Raw genomic sequence first — 15,264 nt, 5'->3', positions numbered from 1 at the left:
CAGTCAAACAGCAGTAGGCCCGCAGGTGTATCGGGATTGGGGTCTCCGAGACGGCGGTCGCGCGGCGGCGCGCCAGCAGCGGATGTCGGAGGTCTCTTCTCATAATGAGCTATGTCTAGGGCCATCGGCGTGGTGTTTGTGTCGATCCTGTCGGCGCTCGCCACGAGCGTGTTCATGCGAATATTCGGAGAACCGCTCATCGCACTCATTCCCGCCGACGTCCAGGGCATCGAGCTGCTTCGGCAGACACAGCGTTGGCTTGAAAGTCCCGAGGCCATCCTCTGGCTGGCAGTAGGTGCGATCGGCGTGGTTGTGTGGCTGCTGATATCGCGCCAGTGGGTCTACCGCATGTCGGCTCTGCTCCTCGTGGTCACTTCAACAGCCGGTGCACTAGCTGGGATCAGCTACAGGCTTGGGCACCCGGACGTCGGCAGCGCATGGGAGGATCCGGCCTTGTGGCTCGTGCTAGCGGGCTTCGTCGCCCCCGCGGTCCTATGGCCAATCAAGGCTGGAGCCGAACGCTGGTACTGGTCGCGCGTGTACCGAAAGGTTGGCCGGCACCGAGCGCGCTGGAGCCTCTACCGGGTGTCGCGCCCGGTCAAGGCAGCAATTGAGCGTCGGCGCCGACGGAACGCGGGTGCCGCGAAGGTGATGAGAACGCCCGGGTATTCGCAGGCCAGCTCCTAATGGTGGCCGTGACTACGCCGACGCCCGCCGCACCAGGCGCGACTCCACCACCGTCGACACCGGCACATTCTCACCCGCGAGGATGCGGAGGAGGGTGTCGGCCATGAGCTCGCCCATGCGCTCCGACGGCTGGTTCACGGTCGTGAGGGGCACACGCGCGGTGAGCGCCGCGGAGGAGTCGTCGAAACCGACTACGGCCACGTCCTCGGGCACGCGGCGGCCCGCATCCAGCAGCGCGGCGACCGCGGCCGCGCCCATCACGTCGTTCGCGGCGAAGATCGCGTCCACGTCCGGCGCAGACGAAAGCAACCGAGAAACGCCCCCGGTTCCGGATGCGGCGGTGAAGTCGCCCGGGATCTCCAGGTCGGCGGGCAACCCTGCCGAGCCCAACGCGTCCCGCCACCCCTCGAGGCGGTCGGATGCGGCCGACATGTCGGCGGGACCCGTGATCGTCGCGATGCGACGGCGGCCGAGCGACACGAGGTGCTGCACGGCCGCGGCGGCGGCGCCGCGGTTGTCGACGTCGATGAAGTAGTTCGGGGGGTCGGTCTGGGCCGAGGGGCGACCGCCGAAGACGACCGGCAGGGTGTCGTGCAGGTGCAGCAGCCACTCGTCGCGCGTGTGCTGCGACGCGATGAGCACGCCGTCGACCACGCCGCTCGAGAGGTAGCGTTGCAGCTTCGAGCCGAGCGCGGCATCCGCACCCGCCGAGCCCGTGCCGCCCGACACCATGAGGTTGAGCAGGTAGTCCGACTGCTCGATGCGCCGCGACACCCCCGCCATGATCGAGATGAGGTGCGGGTCGGCGAGCGCGAGCTGCCCGGGCTCCGGGATCACGAGCGCGATCGCCATCGACCGCGCCGAGGCGAGCGACTTCGCCGCGCGGTTCGGCACGTAGCCCATGCGCGCCGCCACCTGCCGCACGTGCTCGATCGTGGCGGCAGACACATCCGGCTCGCCGTTGAGGGCACGCGACACCGTCGAACGGGTCACCCCCGCCTCGGCGGCCACCATCTCGAGGGTGGGGCGACGCGAGGCTGTCGTCGGCTTGGCCACCGGATCAGCGTACCGACGCGCCCGAAGCAGACGGGCCCGACGCCCCCGCGGATGCGGCACGCGCGCCCGCGATGAGCTCGCGGTAGGCGAGCGCCGAGTGCTTGAGCGTGCGCTGCTGCGTGCCGTAGTCGACCCGCACGAGCCCGAACCGCTTCTCGTACCCCCACGCCCACTCGAAGTTGTCGAGCAGCGACCAGTAGAAGTAGCCGCGCACGTCGACACCGCGCGAGCGCGCCTCCGCGACCGCCTCGAGGTGGCCGCGCAGGAAGCCGACGCGGTCGGCATCCGGCACCGAGCCGTCGGCGGCGACCTCGTCGTCGAACGCGGCCCCGTTCTCGGTCACGAACACGGGGATGCCGGCGGGGCCCGTGTAGTCGCGCTGCACACGCTCGAGCAGCTCGACGAGGCCGTCGGGCTCGATCTCCCAGCCCATCGACGTCACCGCGGTGCCCGTCGGATGCCAGTGGATTCCCTCGTCGGCGGGGAACGGCGAGCCGGTCTCGCGCTCGGTCGGCGCCTCCTGCCTCTGCTCCTGCACAGGCGGCAGCACCGACACCGTCTCACCGTGGTAGTAGTTCACGCCCAGGAAGTCGGCCGAGTCGCGGATGACGTCGAGGTCGCCGCTGTGCACGACGTTCTCGAGACCGAGGCCCGCGAGATCCTCCCGCAGGTCCTGTGCGTACTCACCCCGGAACAGCGGGTCGAGGAAGAAGCGGTTGAACTGCCCGTCGATGCGGCGCACGGCGTCGAGGTCGCCCGGGTCGTCGGCGCGCAGGGGGCGCACAGGCGCGAGGTTGAGCGTGATGCCCACCTGTGCAGCCCCCGCGGCCTTCAACTCGCGCGCGGCCAGGCCGTGCGCGAGGAGCAGGTGATGCCCCGCGGCCACGCCGTCCTCCTTCGATCGGCGCCCGGGCGCGTGCGCCCCCGCCGTGTAGGAGAGGAACGACGAGCACCAGGGCTCGTTGAAAGTCGTCCAGGTGTCGAGCCGGTCGCCGAGCGCACCGTGCACGGCGAGCGCGTACTCGACGAACCGCTCCGCCGTGTCGCGCGCCGGCCAGCCGCCGAGCTCCTCCCGCGCCTGCGGCAGGTCCCAGTGGTAGAGCGTGGGCCACGGACGGATGCCGGCCTCGAGCAGCGAGTCGACCAGCCGGTCGTAGAACGCGAGCCCCGCGGAGTTCACTGCCACGTCATCCGGCACCACGCGCGCCCACGAGATCGAGAAGCGGTAGGCGTCGAGCCCGAGCTGCTTCATGAGCGCGACGTCCTCCGGGTAGCGGTGGTAGTGGTCGCACGCGACCGACCCGTCGTCGCCGTTGATCACGGCGCCGGGCACGCGGCAGAAGGCGTCCCAGATCGAGTCGCGGCGGCCATCCGTCCACGCGGCGCCCTCGATCTGGAAGGCGGCGGTGGCGGCCCCGAACACGAAGTCGCGAGGAAGGGAGGACAGAGCGGGAGAGGAGAGCGAGCTCACGCCTTCACCGCCCCCTGCATGATGCCCGTCACGAGCTGCTTGCCGGCCACCACGAAGAGCACGAGCAGCGGCACGGTCGCCACGAGCGTGCCCGCGAGCACGACCGAGTAGTCGACGAAGTAGTTCGCCTGCAGCAGCGAGAGCGCCACCGGCAGCGTCGGGTTCTGCGGCGTGAGCACGATGAACGGCCAGAAGAAGTTCGTCCACGTCGCCACGAAGGTGAAGAGGGCGAGCATCGTCGCGGCGGGCCGCGCGATCGGCAGGGCGATCGACCAGAACGAGCGGAACGCGCTCGCACCGTCGACACGGGCCGCCTCGATGATCTCGTCGGGGATCGCCTGCGAGATGTATTGCGTCATCCAGAACACCCCGAACGCGTTCACGAGCGCCGGCACGATGATCGCCTGCATGCTGTCGATCCAGCCGAACTGGGCCATGAGCAGGTAGAGCGGCACGACGCCGAGCTGCGTCGGCACCGCCATCGTCGCGACGATGAACACGAGCAGCGGCCCGCGGCCCTTGAACTTGAGCTTCGCGAAGGCGTAGCCGGCGAGCGTCGAGAAGAACACGACGGAGGCCGACACCGTCACCGAGACGAAGAGCGAGTTGCCGAGCGCCTTCCAGAAGTTGACGGCCGGGTTCGTGATCGCGGCGTACGCGTTCTCGATGAAGTGCGCCCCCGGGAACCACGAGAGGTTCGGGTCGCGCGCCGACGTCGAGTCGCCCGACGCGACGAGGAACGACCAGTACAGCGGCAGGATGCTGATGAGCAGCACCGCCCCGAGGAAGGCGTAGCCCAGGATGCCGGGCTTGCGCTGCGCGACCGTGAGCCGACGCATCCGTCGACGGCGGTTGCGCGCGAGCTGCGCGGGGGAGAGCACGGGCGCGGGTGCGGGTCCGGCGGACATCAGCGGGTTCCTTCCGTCGAGATGCGGCGCGAGAGCAGCAGGTTCACGAGGCCGAAGATCGCGATCACGAGGAACAGCAGCCACGCGACCGCCGAGGCCTTGCCGAAGTCGAAGCGGTCCCAGCCGAGGTTGTAGAGGTAGAGGGTGAGCGTCAGCCACTGCGAGTCGGAGCCGCCCTGGCCGAACTGGTCGTAAAGGCGCGGCTCGTCGAAGATCTGCAGGCCGCCGATCGTCGAGGTGATGATGACGAAGATGAGGGTGGGGCGGATGCCGGGGATCGTCACCGACAGGAACTGCCGGATGCGCCCCGCGCCGTCGATGACGGCCGCCTCGTAGTAGTCGCGCGGGATCGCCTGCATCGCGGCGAGCAGCACGAGCGAGTTGTAGCCGGTCCAGCGGAAGTTCACCATCGTCGCGATCGCCACGTGGCTCGCGAGCGGGTCGACGTGCCAGCGCACGGGCGGGATGCCGAACGTGCCGAGCAGGTTGTTGATCGCACCGAACTGGTCGGCGAACAGCTGCCCGAAGATGAGGGCCACCGCGACGGGTGCGACGACGTAGGGAAGCAGCACGCCCATCCGCCAGAAGGTCTTGCCGCGGAGGTTGGTGTCGAGAGCGGATGCGATGAGCAGCGCGAAAATGATCTGCGGCACCGAGGAGAGCAGGAAGATGCTCACCGAGTTGCGGAGCGCGATCCAGAATTTCTTGTCGCCGAGGACCGCCGCGTAGTTGTCGAAGGCGATCCAGCCGCCGTCGCCCCCGATGAGGCTCCACTGGTGCAGCGACACGTAGGCCGTGTAGAGCAGCGGGAACAGGCCGACGATCGCGAACAGGATGAAGAACGGCGAGATGTAGACGTAGGGCGTCGCCTTGTAGCTGAAGTTGGCGAAGCGCTGCCGGCCCGTGAGCGGTGAGCCGCCGCGCGGGCGCCGCGGCGGTGCGGCGGTGTGCGTGGTCATGGAGAGTCCTCGGTGCGTGGGTGCCCGCCCGCGTGCGGGTGCGGATGCGGGTGCAGGGTCGGGTGGTGTGGTGCGGGGGCGGGCATCCCATCCATGTGCCCGCCCCCGCAGGGGTGTCAGCTCAGCTCAGTGTTAGCTCAGCTCAGTGTCAGCTCAGCTCAGCGGCCTCAGCCGAGGGCTTCGACCTCGCTGACGAACTGCTCCCAGGACTGGTCGATGGTCTGCTGACCCTCTTCCACGCGGGTGAGCGCCTGCTGTGCGGCGTCGTTGATCTGGAAGTACTTCGGGCCCTTGAAGGGGGGCTCGGGGTTCACGGCGCTCGCGCGGTTGGCGAGGATCTCGCCCACGGGCGCGCTGTTGAAGTACTCGTTGATCGACCCGGTGAGCGCGGCGTCGTCGTAGGCGGCGACCTGGCTCGGGAAGGTGCCGGCGTTCGTGAACGCCTTGATCTGCTGCTCGGGCGCGGTCAGCCAGGCGGCGAACTTCTTCGCCTCCTCGGTGTTCTTGCCCTGCGCGGGAACGGTCAGGTACGAGCCGCCCCAGTTGCCACCGCCGCCGGGGAAGACGTCGGCGATGTCCCAGCCGGTCGTGTCGGCCGCGTTGCCCGAGATGACGCCGAGCATCCAGCCGGGGCAGAGCATCGTGGCGTACTCGCCGGTCGAGAGGGCGCCGAACCAGTCGTCCGACCACTGGCCGAGCTTCGCCGACAGGTCGGCCGAGGCCTCGAGCACCGCGCGGAACGTCTCCTCGACGTCGGGGTTCTCGGTGGCGATGACCGTGCCGTCGTTCTCCTCGTAGAAGTTGGTGAACTGGTTGCTCATGCCCTGGTAGGTGGCGCCGGCCGAGTCGAACCAGGCCTTGCCGGTCTTGTCGACGTACTGCTGGCCGACCTCGAAGTAGCGGTCCCAGTCGCCCTCGAGCAGGGCGGCGACCTCGGTGCGGTCGGTCGGGAGGCCGGCCTCTGCGAACAGGTCGGCGCGGTAGCAGATCGCCTCGGGGCCGATGTCGGTGCCGTAGCCGACGAGGCGACCGTCGGCATCCGTCGCCGCCGCGGTCTTCCAGTCGAGCCAGCGGCCCTCGACGGATGCGTCGGTGAGGTCGAAGAGCTTGTCGGAGTACTGCATCATCTCGGGCAGCCAGTCCACCTCGATCGCCTCGACGTCGGCGAGGCCCGAGCCGGCGCCGAGCTTCTGGAAGAAGTTCGCTCGCGCGTCGTTGCTGGTGGCGGCGCGGTTGTGAACGATCTTGATGCCGGGGTTCGCGGCCTCGTACTCCTTGAGCAGCTCGTCGGTGTAGCCGAAGTCGTTGAACGTGGCGATGGTGAGGGTGATGTCACCACCCTCGCCGCCACTGCCGCCGTCCGAGGCGCAGCCGCTCGCGATGAGCGCGACGCTCGAGATGGTGGCGATGCCGAGCGCGGTGCGTGCGCGCAGGGTCGTCCTCATGGTCACTCCTTTGTGTCGGTGAAGGTTCAGGCGCGGGGGCCCGCCGGTATGCGCTCGGGTCCGGATGTTTTCGGGCATTTCCGGGAGCGCTCCCGGTTGGTGCGAGACGCTATCCCGGGAGCGCTCCCGGTGTCAATACGCGGGGGTGGCCCCAGGGCGGGGGGAGACAGGGCGGGGCCGACGGGGCGGGGTTCTGCGTCGGGGTCGTCTCGAGAGGCGTCGCTTCGCGGCGCTCCTCGACCACCTAGGTCGGCATCGCCCCCGTAACACTCCGGACGCGGGGGAGTAGCGTCGAACGCGTGACCGACGGCTTCATCCGCCTTCCGGAGCCCGTGGGCGACGCCGCCTGCTGGCTCGGGCGCGTGTGCCCCGAGTGCGGCGCCCTCGACGAGTCGCGCGAGCCGGCGTCCGTGTGCGCCCGGTGCGGGGCCGAGCTGCCGGAGGCGGACGGATGACGGGCCGCCTCGAGGAGCTGCTCGGCATCCGGCAGCCGATCCTGCTCGGCGCCTTCGGGGGGCTTTCGAACGTCGAGCTCACGGCCGCAGTGAGCGAGCTCGGAGGGCTCGGGCAGTACGGGCTCTACGGATATTCCGCCGAGCGCATCCGCGAGACGGCGACAGCGCTCCGGGCCGTCACCGACCGGCCTTTCGGGCTCAACCTCTGGCTGCCGACGGGCGATGAGGTGACGCCCTCTGAGGTCGACGCGGGCGCCGTCACTGCGGCCCTCGCGCCCTTCTATGCCGAACTCGGCATGACGCCGCCGAACCCGCCCGCCGCGTTCCTCCCGCCCGCCGAGCAGCAGCTCGACGCCGTGCTCGAGGCTCGCCCGGCGGTGCTGAGCGTCGTCTTCGGCGTGCCCGCGCCGGAGGTGGTGGCGGCCGCGCACGACCGCGGCATCCGCGTCATCGGCACGGCGACGACCGTCGCCGAGGCGCGCGCGCTCGAGACCGGCGGCGTCGACGCGATCATCGCGAGCGGCGCCGAGGCCGGCGGGCATCGCGTCTCGTTCCTGCGGCGCGCGGATGAGTCGCTCGTCGGCACGCTCGCCCTGGTGCCGCAGGTCGTCGACGCCGTGAGCGTGCCCGTCATCGCGGCCGGCGGCATCGCCGACCGCCGCGGTGTCGCCGCCGCTCGCGCCCTCGGTGCCGACGGCGTGCTCGTCGGCACGGCCTTCCTCGCCACGCGCCAGTCGGCCGCCACCGAGGCGCACCGCCGCGCCATCCGCTCGTCCACTGATGACGGCACCGTGCTCACGCGCGCCATGAGCGGGCGGCTCGCCCGGGGCATCCCGAACCGCGCCGTGCGCGAGATCGAGCACGCGGATGCGATTGCTCCGTTCCCCGCGCAGAACTGGGCGACCGGCACCTTCCGCGCGGAGGCCGCGAAGCGCGACGAGGGAGAGCTCCTCTCGCTCTGGGCGGGGCAGGCCGCGCCGCTCGCGCGACACGCCGAGGTCGCCGACGTCTACGCCGAGCTCGCGGCCGGTCTCTGACCGCTCATCGCGTGTGAACCGCCGTTCACCGCGGTGATATTCATGCGAACGCATCGAACACATGTCGTCGCCTGTCAAGGGGTAGACGGCATAGTTCAAAATGGCCGGTCAGCCGGTACCATCGGGGACAAGGGGGTGGGGAATATGGATCGTCCGTACGGTTCCTATGCCGACGTAATGCTCAAAGGGCGGTATCGGCCCGCCGACCTCATCGGCCGCGGCGGCATGGCGAAGGTCTACCGGGCACGCGACGAGCAGCTCGGGCGCGAGGTCGCGCTCAAGCTCTTCGCAGCGATCCCCGCCGGCACCGAGGCGACGCCCGTCTTCACGGCGGAGTTGCGGATGCTCGCCTCGCTCAACCACCACGGCATCGTCACGCTCCTCGACGCGGGCATCGACGACTCCGTCCCCGAGGAGCCGCATCCGTTCCTCATCATGGAGCTCGTCAACGGGCCCGACCTCGAGGAGGCGATCAAGACGGGCGAGCTCGCGCCGCGTGCTATCGCCGAGATCGGGTACGACCTCGCCGAGGCCCTCGACTACGTGCACACGCGGGGCGTCGTGCACCGCGACCTGAAGCCCAGCAACGTCATGCTCGTCGACTACGGCACGAGTGACGTGCGCACGCGCGCCCGCCTCACCGACTTCGGCATCGCCTTCGACGCGGCCGCCGCGCTCGGCCCCGAGGAGACCAACACGACCGGCACGGCCGCGTACCTGAGCCCCGAGCAGGTGCTCCGCGACCTCGTGGGGCCCGCATCCGACGTGTACTCGCTCGGACTCGTGCTGCTCGAGTGCTTCACGCGGCACATCGAGTACCCGGGCGACCCGTCGGCATCCGCCGTATCCCGCCTCAAGACCGACCCCGTCGTGCCGGCCGACCTGAGCACCGCATGGCGCAGCCTCCTCACGGCGATGCTGCAGCGCGACCCCGCGCAGCGGCCGCCCATGCGGGACGTGCAGCTCGCGCTGCGGCAGATCATCGTCGACGACGCGGGCCGCCACCGCAACCGCCCCGCGCCCGTGCCGATCGAGGAGACGGCGCGCATGAACGCCGTGCACCGCTACCAGCCGTACGCGCGGCCCGGCGACGAGGTGTTCGAGCGCGTCGCGAACCTCGCGCGTCGCGTGGCCGAGACGCCCGTGGCGATCGTCAGCATGATCGAGCACGACGACATCCGCTTCCTCGCGCATCCGAGCTCTCGAGCCTCGCCCGCGAGGACGGACTGTGCTCGTCGGTCGTCGCGCACGACGAGCCGTGGGTCGTCGAGAACTGCCTGCTCGACCCGCGTTCGTCGGAGCACGAGCTCGTGACGGGCGAATTCGGGATGCGGTTCTACGCGGGCGTGCCCATCAAGTCGCCGCAGGGCTACAACGTGGGCGTCATCTCAGTGGTCGACTTCAAGGCGCGCACGCTCGGCGACGGGCAGCTGCAGTCGCTCATCGACCTCGCGGCCCTCCTGACCGACGAGCTCGAGCTCAAGGTGGCGAGCCACGCGCTGCGCAGCGAGCTCACCTCGACGGGCGACGTGCCGACCCCCGCGGTGCGGTACCCGCAGGCCGTATAGTCACGCGGAATGCGCGCGAGGTCTATGCAGTTGCATCGACCATGACGCAGCAGCTCGAACTCGGCCTCGACACCTTCGGCGACGTGACGGTCGACGCCGACGGCAACCGCCTCCCGTACGCCCAGGTGATCCGCAACACGGTCGAGCAGGGCGTGCTCGCCGACAAGCTCGGCGTCGACGTGTTCGGCATCGGCGAGCACCACCGCGACGACTTCGCCGTCAGCTCGCCCGAGATCCTGCTCGCGGCGATCGCAGCCCGCACCGAGCGCATCAAGCTCTCGACGGCTGTGACCGTGCTGTCATCCGACGACCCCGTCCGCGTGTTCGAGCGCTTCTCGACGCTCCACGCCGTGTCGAACGGACGCGCCGAGATCACCCTCGGCCGCGGCTCGTTCACCGAGTCGTTCCCGCTGTTCGGCTTCGACCTGCACGACTACGAGGTGCTCTTCGAGGAGAAGATCGACCTGCTCGCCGAGCTGCTCAAGGAGAAGCCGGTCACGTGGCAGGGCACGACGCGCGCCCCGCTCGTCGACGCGGATGTGTTCCCCAAGACCGAGGGCGGCCCCATCCGCACGTGGGTCGGCGTGGGCGGCAGCCCCGAGTCGGTCGTGCGCGCGGCGCGCTACGGCTTCCCGCTCGCGCTCGCCATCATCGGCGGCGACCCGGCGCGCTTCGCGCCCTACGTCGACCTCTACCACCGCGCCCTCGCGCAGCTCGGCGCCGACGACCTCCCCGTGGGCGTGCACTCGCCCGGCTTCATCGCCGACACCGACGAGGAGGCGATCGAGATCGCGTGGCCGCACTACCGCACGATGGCGGAGCGGATCGGGCGCGAGCGCGGCTGGGGACCCATCACGCGCGACTCGTTCGAGCTCGAGGTGCAGCACGGATCCCAGTACGTCGGAAGCCCCGAGACCGTCGCGCAGAAGATCGCGGCGACCGTGCGCACGCTCGGCGTGCAGCGCTTCGACTTCAAGTACGCATCCGGCACGGTGCCGCACGAGCGCCTCATGCACACGATCGAGCTCTACGGCGGCGTCGTGGTGCCGCGCGTGCGCGAGCTGCTGGCGACATAGCATCGATCACATGCCCCGTGAGCGCCGCCGCCGCTTCCGCGGCACGCTCTTCGTCACGACGCACGAGGAGTACGAGCGCCTCCGGGTCGCCGTCACGCGCCTGCCCGAGCGCGGCATCCCCGACGGCCCGGCGTTCGTGCTCGTGCACGGCATCGGTGTCTCGTCGCGCTACTTCCGGCCGCTCGCATCCCGGCTCATCGACGACGGCACCGTGCACCTCGTCGACCTGCCGGGCTACGGCGCGGCCCCCGACCCGAAGCGGCATGTGAGCCTCGCCGACCACGCGGATGCCGTGGCCGCGTTCATCCGCACGCTCTCGGCCCCCGAGGTGGTCGTCGTGGGCCACTCGATGGGTGCGCAGGTCGCCGTGTCGCTCGCGCAGCGGCATCCGGAGCTCGTGTCGCGCATCGTGCTCGTCGGGCCCACGATGGAGCCGTCGCGTCGCACCGCCGCGCAGGCGATCGGCCGGCTGCTGCTCGACGGCACGCGCGAGCCGCTCGCCGTCAACGGGATCGTGTTCAGCGACTACGTGTTCCGCGCGGGTCCCGCGTACACGATCCGTCAGCTGTCGCTCGTGCTCGACGACGCGCTCGAGGAGCGTGTGGGCGGGCTCAGCATGCCCGTCGTCGTCGTGCGTGGCGACCGCGACCCGATCGTGTCGGGGAAGTGGGGGCGCACGCTCGCGGCGCGCGCCGCGGCGCCGTACGTCGAAGTGCCCGGCCCGCACGTCGTGCAGTACACGAACCCGGATGCGGTGGCGCGGGCGGTGTGGGGCGCTCCCGCTGGTTGAGCGGCCGCGGGGAACCGCTCTCACGCTGGTTGAGTAGCCGCGGGGCCCGCTTTCACCGCTGGTTGAGTAGCCGCGCAGCGGCGTATCGAAACCCCCGGGCCTGATCACGTGGGGGTGCAGGACTCCTGCCGCTTCTCGCACCAGGGGGTGCGAGGGTTTCGATACGCGGTGCGTCGCGCCTCCGGCGCGGCGCGCCGCACTCAACCAACGGTGGTGGTGCGGTGCGCGTCGACCGGCGGGGGCGGGGCGCTGCACTCAACCGACGGTGGTGGTGCGGTGCGCGTCGACCGGCGGGGGCGGGGCGCTGCACTCAACCAACGGTGGTGGTGCGGTGCGCGTTGACCCGCGGGGCGGCGCGCGGCACTCGAGCGACGGTTGGCGGCGCGGGCGCAAGCCCCCAGCGCCGTGTCGCCGGGCGCGCGTAGCCTCGAGGGGGAGGTGTCATGAGCGAGCAGCGCCCGCATCCGTCGTTCCGGCGGCACGCCCTCGCGATCGCGGGCGACTTCCCGAACGCGATGCGATTCCGCGCCCGCGCGGCGCGCGCGTGGCCCGTGCCGCCGCACTACGCCGAGGGCGACAAGCGCCCCGTCGTGGTAGCGCCGGGCGTGTACGAGACGTGGCACTACCTGCGGCTCGTGGCCGATGCGCTCAACGCGGCGGGGCATCCGGTGTTCACCGTGCCCGGCCTCGGGTTCAACCACCGCCCCATCCCCGAGTCGGCCGACATCGTGTGGCGCCGCATCCGCGAGCTCGACCTGCACGACGTCGCGATCGTCGCGCACTCGAAGGGCGGCCTCATCGGCAAGCACGTGCTCGCGCAGGACGACGTCGAGGGCCGCGTCGACCGCGTCGTCGCGATCGCGACGCCGTTCTCGGGCTCGCGGATGGCGTACTACGTCGTCGCGAAGGCCGTGCGCGAGTTCCGCCCCGACAACCCCGTCATCTCGCGCCTGCTCACGGTCGAAGACGTCAACTCGCGCATCATCTCGATCGCCCCGCGCTGGGATCCCCACATCCCCGACGGGTCGACCGTGGTGGGCGGGCGCAACGTGACACTGCCCGTCGTCGGTCACTTCCGCATCCTGCTCGACCCGCGCCTGCCCCAGGTCGTGGTCGAGGAGGTCGAACGCGAGCTCGGCACGTGAACCGCGATCAGCGGCTCGTGCTCGCGATCGCCGTGCTCGCGTCGACGGTCGCGTTCCTCGACTCCACGATCGTCAACGTCGCCCTCCCCGCGATCGAGCGCGAGCTCGGCGGCGGGCTCGCGGCGCAGCAGTGGATCGTCGACGCCTACCTGCTGACGCTCGGCTCGCTCATCCTCGTGGCCGGCGCGTTCAGCGACGTCTTCGGCCGCATCCGGATGCTGCGGGTCGGCATCGTCGTGTTCGGCGTCGCCTCGCTCGCGATCGCCCTCGCGCCCGACCCGCTCGTGCTCATCCTCGCGCGCGGCGTGCAGGGCGTCGGCGGCGCACTGCTCGTGCCGAGCTCGCTCGCCCTCATCACCTCGACGATGTCGGGTGCGCTGCAGGCGAAGGCGATCGGCATCTGGACGGCGCTGACCTCCGCCACGATGCTCGCGGGCCCCCTCGTCGGCGGGCTCTTCGTCGACCTCGCGTCGTGGCGGTGGGCGTTCGTGATCAACGTCGTGCCGATCGCGGTCGTGCTGTGGCTGCTCGTCGTGCTGGGGCACCGCGACGAGCGGCGACCGGATGCGTCGATCGACCTGCTGGGCGCGGTGCTGTGCGCGGTGGGGCTCGGCGGCATCGTATTCGCCCTCATCGAGCAGCCGCGGCTCGGCTGGCACGCGGCCGTCATCGCGGCGGGCGTCGGCGGAGCCGTCGCGTTCACAGGCTTCATCGTGCGTCAGCGGCTCGCCGCGCGACCGATGATGCCGTTGAGCCTGTTCCTCGTGCGCAACTTCGGGTGGGGCAACATCGCCACCTTCTTCGTCTACGCGGCGCTGAGCCTCAACGGCTTCGTGATCGGCGTGTACCTGCAGCAGGGCGCGGGCCTCTCCGCGACGCTCGCGGGCCTCGCGAGCCTGCCGATCTCGATCCTCATGACGATCGGCTCGTCGTGGGCGGGCGCGCTCGCGGGGCGCATCGGGCCTCGCATCCCCATGACGGTCGGCCCGATCATCATGGGCGTCGCCTCGGTCATGATGCTCGCGGTGGGGGAGCCGTTCGAGTACTGGACGCAGCTGCTGCCCGGCATCGTGCTCTTCGGCGTCGGCCTCACCGTCACGGTCTCGCCGCTCACGGCCGCGATCCTCGGGGCCATCGAGCCCGCCCGCTCGGGCATCGCATCCGCCGTCAACAACGCGGTCGCGCGCATCGCGGGTCTGCTCGCCGTCGCGATGCTCGGCCTCATCACGGGCGGCGTGCTCGACCTCGACGGACTGCACCGATCGCTGTGGGTCATCGCGGCGCTCATGGCGATCGGCGGCGTCGTGTCGCTCGTCGGCATCCGTCGGCTGCCCGCGGCGCCGGCCGCCGCTGCCGATTCCGCCACAACCGCAGAGATGCAGGACGATTCGCCGTCCGCTCCCGGATCGGCGAGCTGAGCGCCGCATCCGCGCGCACGTCTCCTGCTGTTCTGAGGTGGGCGGGGGTTCTTGGCGGCGCCGTCGGTAACGAAATGGTCACGGCGGGGAGCGGATGCGGGGCTGCAGACGCGCCGGAAACGCGCATGCTGCAAGAAATTGCGCCGATTGCGTAGAGTTCCCGACATGACGAGTCGTCTTGCCGAGGTCGCCAAGAAGGTCGGGGTCAGCGAGGCCACCGTGAGCCGCGTGCTCAACGGGAAGCCGGGGGTGAGCGAGACCACGCGGGAGGCCGTGCTCGCGGCGCTCGACGTGCTCGGCTACGAACGCCCCAGCAAGCTGCGGGGCGAACGGGCGCGGCTCGTGGGGTTGTTCCTGCCCGAGCTCACCAACCCGATCTTCCCCGCGTTCGGCGAACTCGTGGGCGGCGGGCTCGTGCAGCAGGGCTACACGCCCGTGCTCTGCACCCAGACCGCCGGCGGTATCAGCGAGGCCGACTACATCGAGCTGCTCCTGCAACAGCGCGTCTCGGGCGTCGTCTTCGTCGGCGGCCAGTACTCGCAGGGCGACTCCCCGCACGACCACTACCATCGGCTCGCCGAGCTCGGCATCCCCACGGTGCTCGTCAACGCGCGCGTCGACGCCCTCGAGTTCCCGACCGTGTCGACCGACGACGCCGTCGCGATCGAGCTCGGCTGGAGCCACCTGCGCCAGCTCGGCCACGAGCGCATCGGCCTCGTGCTCGGGCCGGAGGACCACGTGCCGTCGCAGCGCAAGCTCGCGTCCGCTCAGCGTCTCGCGGATGCGGCCGGCCTCCCCATCGAGGTCGCCCACTCGCACTACACGCTCGAGGCGGGGCAGGCGGCAGCGAGCCGGCTGCTCGGGGCGGGTGTCACGGGCATCCTGTGCGCGTCAGACCCGCTCGCCCTCGGGGCCGTTCGGGCGGTGCGCCGGGCGGGCAAGCAGGTGCCGGATGACGTGTCGATCGTCGGCTACGACGACTCGGCCCTCATGAACGCCACGGATCCCGCGCTCACGACCGTGCGTCAGCCCATCGAGCCGATGGGGCGCCTCGCGATCGAGCTGCTCGTGGCGCAGCTGCAGGGCGGCAAGGCGTCGACGGAGGAGTACCTGTTCGAGCCGGAGCTCGTCGTGCGGGGGTCGACGGGGCGGGTCGCCGCCGGTTGAGAGGGCGCTGTACCGCTGGTCGAGTAGCCCGCGGAGCGGGCGCCCTACCGCTGGTTGAGTAGCCCGCGAAGCGGGCGCCCCA

Annotated in this window: 15 protein-coding genes; 10 read left to right on the top strand and 5 right to left on the bottom strand. The window is 70.8% G+C overall.

Annotated elements, in window-relative coordinates; genetic code table 11:
* The first annotated feature begins 111 nt into the window (after positions 1–111).
* Entirely contained in the window at positions 112–687 is a 576-nt protein-coding gene (locus H4J02_RS09335; RefSeq protein ID WP_187674330.1) for a hypothetical protein, read from the top strand.
* A 12-nt stretch (positions 688–699) separates the two neighbouring features.
* Here the strand turns inward: H4J02_RS09335 and H4J02_RS09330 are convergent, their stop codons facing one another.
* The 5 genes from H4J02_RS09330 to H4J02_RS09310 all read right to left on the bottom strand — a co-directional run bounded on the left by H4J02_RS09330 (position 700) and on the right by H4J02_RS09310 (position 6,526).
* The gene (locus tag H4J02_RS09330) at positions 700–1,743 is read right to left on the bottom strand and encodes a LacI family DNA-binding transcriptional regulator (protein ID WP_222942167.1); all 1,044 of its coding nucleotides are present in this window, start codon (positions 1,741–1,743) and stop codon (positions 700–702) included.
* 4 nt (positions 1,744–1,747) lie between these two features.
* Positions 1,748–3,214: a GH1 family beta-glucosidase gene (locus tag H4J02_RS09325; RefSeq protein WP_187674329.1), complete on the bottom strand. Its 1,467-nt coding sequence runs from the start codon at positions 3,212–3,214 to the stop codon at positions 1,748–1,750.
* The gene (locus H4J02_RS09320; protein WP_187674328.1) at positions 3,211–4,122 is read right to left on the bottom strand and encodes a carbohydrate ABC transporter permease; all 912 of its coding nucleotides are present in this window, start codon (positions 4,120–4,122) and stop codon (positions 3,211–3,213) included. Before H4J02_RS09320 ends, H4J02_RS09325 begins: the two co-directional genes overlap by 4 nt.
* The gene (locus H4J02_RS09315; protein WP_187674327.1) at positions 4,122–5,081 is read right to left on the bottom strand and encodes a carbohydrate ABC transporter permease; all 960 of its coding nucleotides are present in this window, start codon (positions 5,079–5,081) and stop codon (positions 4,122–4,124) included. Before H4J02_RS09315 ends, H4J02_RS09320 begins: the two co-directional genes overlap by 1 nt.
* A 167-nt stretch (positions 5,082–5,248) precedes the next feature.
* On the bottom strand, positions 5,249–6,526 hold the full coding sequence (locus H4J02_RS09310) for an ABC transporter substrate-binding protein (RefSeq protein ID WP_187674326.1): 1,278 nt from the start codon (positions 6,524–6,526) through the stop codon (positions 5,249–5,251).
* A gap of 299 nt (positions 6,527–6,825) precedes the next feature.
* Here H4J02_RS09310 and H4J02_RS09305 point away from each other — a divergent pair, with 299 nt between their 5' ends.
* The 9 genes from H4J02_RS09305 to H4J02_RS09265 all read left to right on the top strand — a co-directional run bounded on the left by H4J02_RS09305 (position 6,826) and on the right by H4J02_RS09265 (position 15,182).
* The gene (locus H4J02_RS09305) at positions 6,826–6,981 is read left to right on the top strand and encodes a hypothetical protein (protein ID WP_187676612.1); all 156 of its coding nucleotides are present in this window, start codon (positions 6,826–6,828) and stop codon (positions 6,979–6,981) included.
* Complete coding sequence (locus H4J02_RS09300) at positions 6,978–8,018, top strand: nitronate monooxygenase family protein (RefSeq protein WP_187674325.1); 1,041 nt, start codon at positions 6,978–6,980, stop codon at positions 8,016–8,018. The genes H4J02_RS09305 and H4J02_RS09300 overlap by 4 nt, the downstream gene beginning before the upstream one ends.
* A 177-nt stretch (positions 8,019–8,195) precedes the next feature.
* Positions 8,196–9,332, top strand: coding sequence for a serine/threonine-protein kinase (locus H4J02_RS09295; RefSeq protein ID WP_187674324.1), 1,137 nt, complete (start codon positions 8,196–8,198; stop codon positions 9,330–9,332).
* Complete coding sequence (locus tag H4J02_RS09290) at positions 9,245–9,586, top strand: GAF domain-containing protein (RefSeq protein ID WP_262406273.1); 342 nt, start codon at positions 9,245–9,247, stop codon at positions 9,584–9,586. The genes H4J02_RS09295 and H4J02_RS09290 overlap by 88 nt, the downstream gene beginning before the upstream one ends.
* 41 nt (positions 9,587–9,627) lie before the next feature.
* Complete coding sequence (locus H4J02_RS09285; protein ID WP_187674323.1) at positions 9,628–10,662, top strand: LLM class flavin-dependent oxidoreductase; 1,035 nt, start codon at positions 9,628–9,630, stop codon at positions 10,660–10,662.
* 10 nt (positions 10,663–10,672) lie between these two features.
* Positions 10,673–11,452 carry an alpha/beta fold hydrolase gene (locus tag H4J02_RS09280; protein WP_187674322.1) on the top strand — a complete coding sequence of 260 codons (780 nt, stop codon included), beginning with the start codon at positions 10,673–10,675 and terminating at the stop codon, positions 11,450–11,452.
* A 443-nt stretch (positions 11,453–11,895) separates the two neighbouring features.
* The gene (locus H4J02_RS09275) at positions 11,896–12,597 is read left to right on the top strand and encodes a triacylglycerol lipase (protein ID WP_187674321.1); all 702 of its coding nucleotides are present in this window, start codon (positions 11,896–11,898) and stop codon (positions 12,595–12,597) included.
* The gene (locus H4J02_RS09270; RefSeq protein WP_187674320.1) at positions 12,594–14,015 is read left to right on the top strand and encodes an MFS transporter; all 1,422 of its coding nucleotides are present in this window, start codon (positions 12,594–12,596) and stop codon (positions 14,013–14,015) included. The genes H4J02_RS09275 and H4J02_RS09270 overlap by 4 nt, the downstream gene beginning before the upstream one ends.
* Positions 14,016–14,180: 165 nt before the next feature.
* Positions 14,181–15,182 carry a LacI family DNA-binding transcriptional regulator gene (locus H4J02_RS09265; RefSeq protein ID WP_187674319.1) on the top strand — a complete coding sequence of 334 codons (1,002 nt, stop codon included), beginning with the start codon at positions 14,181–14,183 and terminating at the stop codon, positions 15,180–15,182.
* The last annotated feature ends 82 nt before the right edge of the window (positions 15,183–15,264 follow it).

It is taken from the genome of Protaetiibacter sp. SSC-01 (assembly GCF_014483895.1).
In the GTDB taxonomy this organism is placed as follows: domain Bacteria; phylum Actinomycetota; class Actinomycetes; order Actinomycetales; family Microbacteriaceae; genus Homoserinibacter.
Note: the sequence above shows the minus strand (reverse complement) of the source record. Positions and strands in the feature narration are given on the sequence as shown.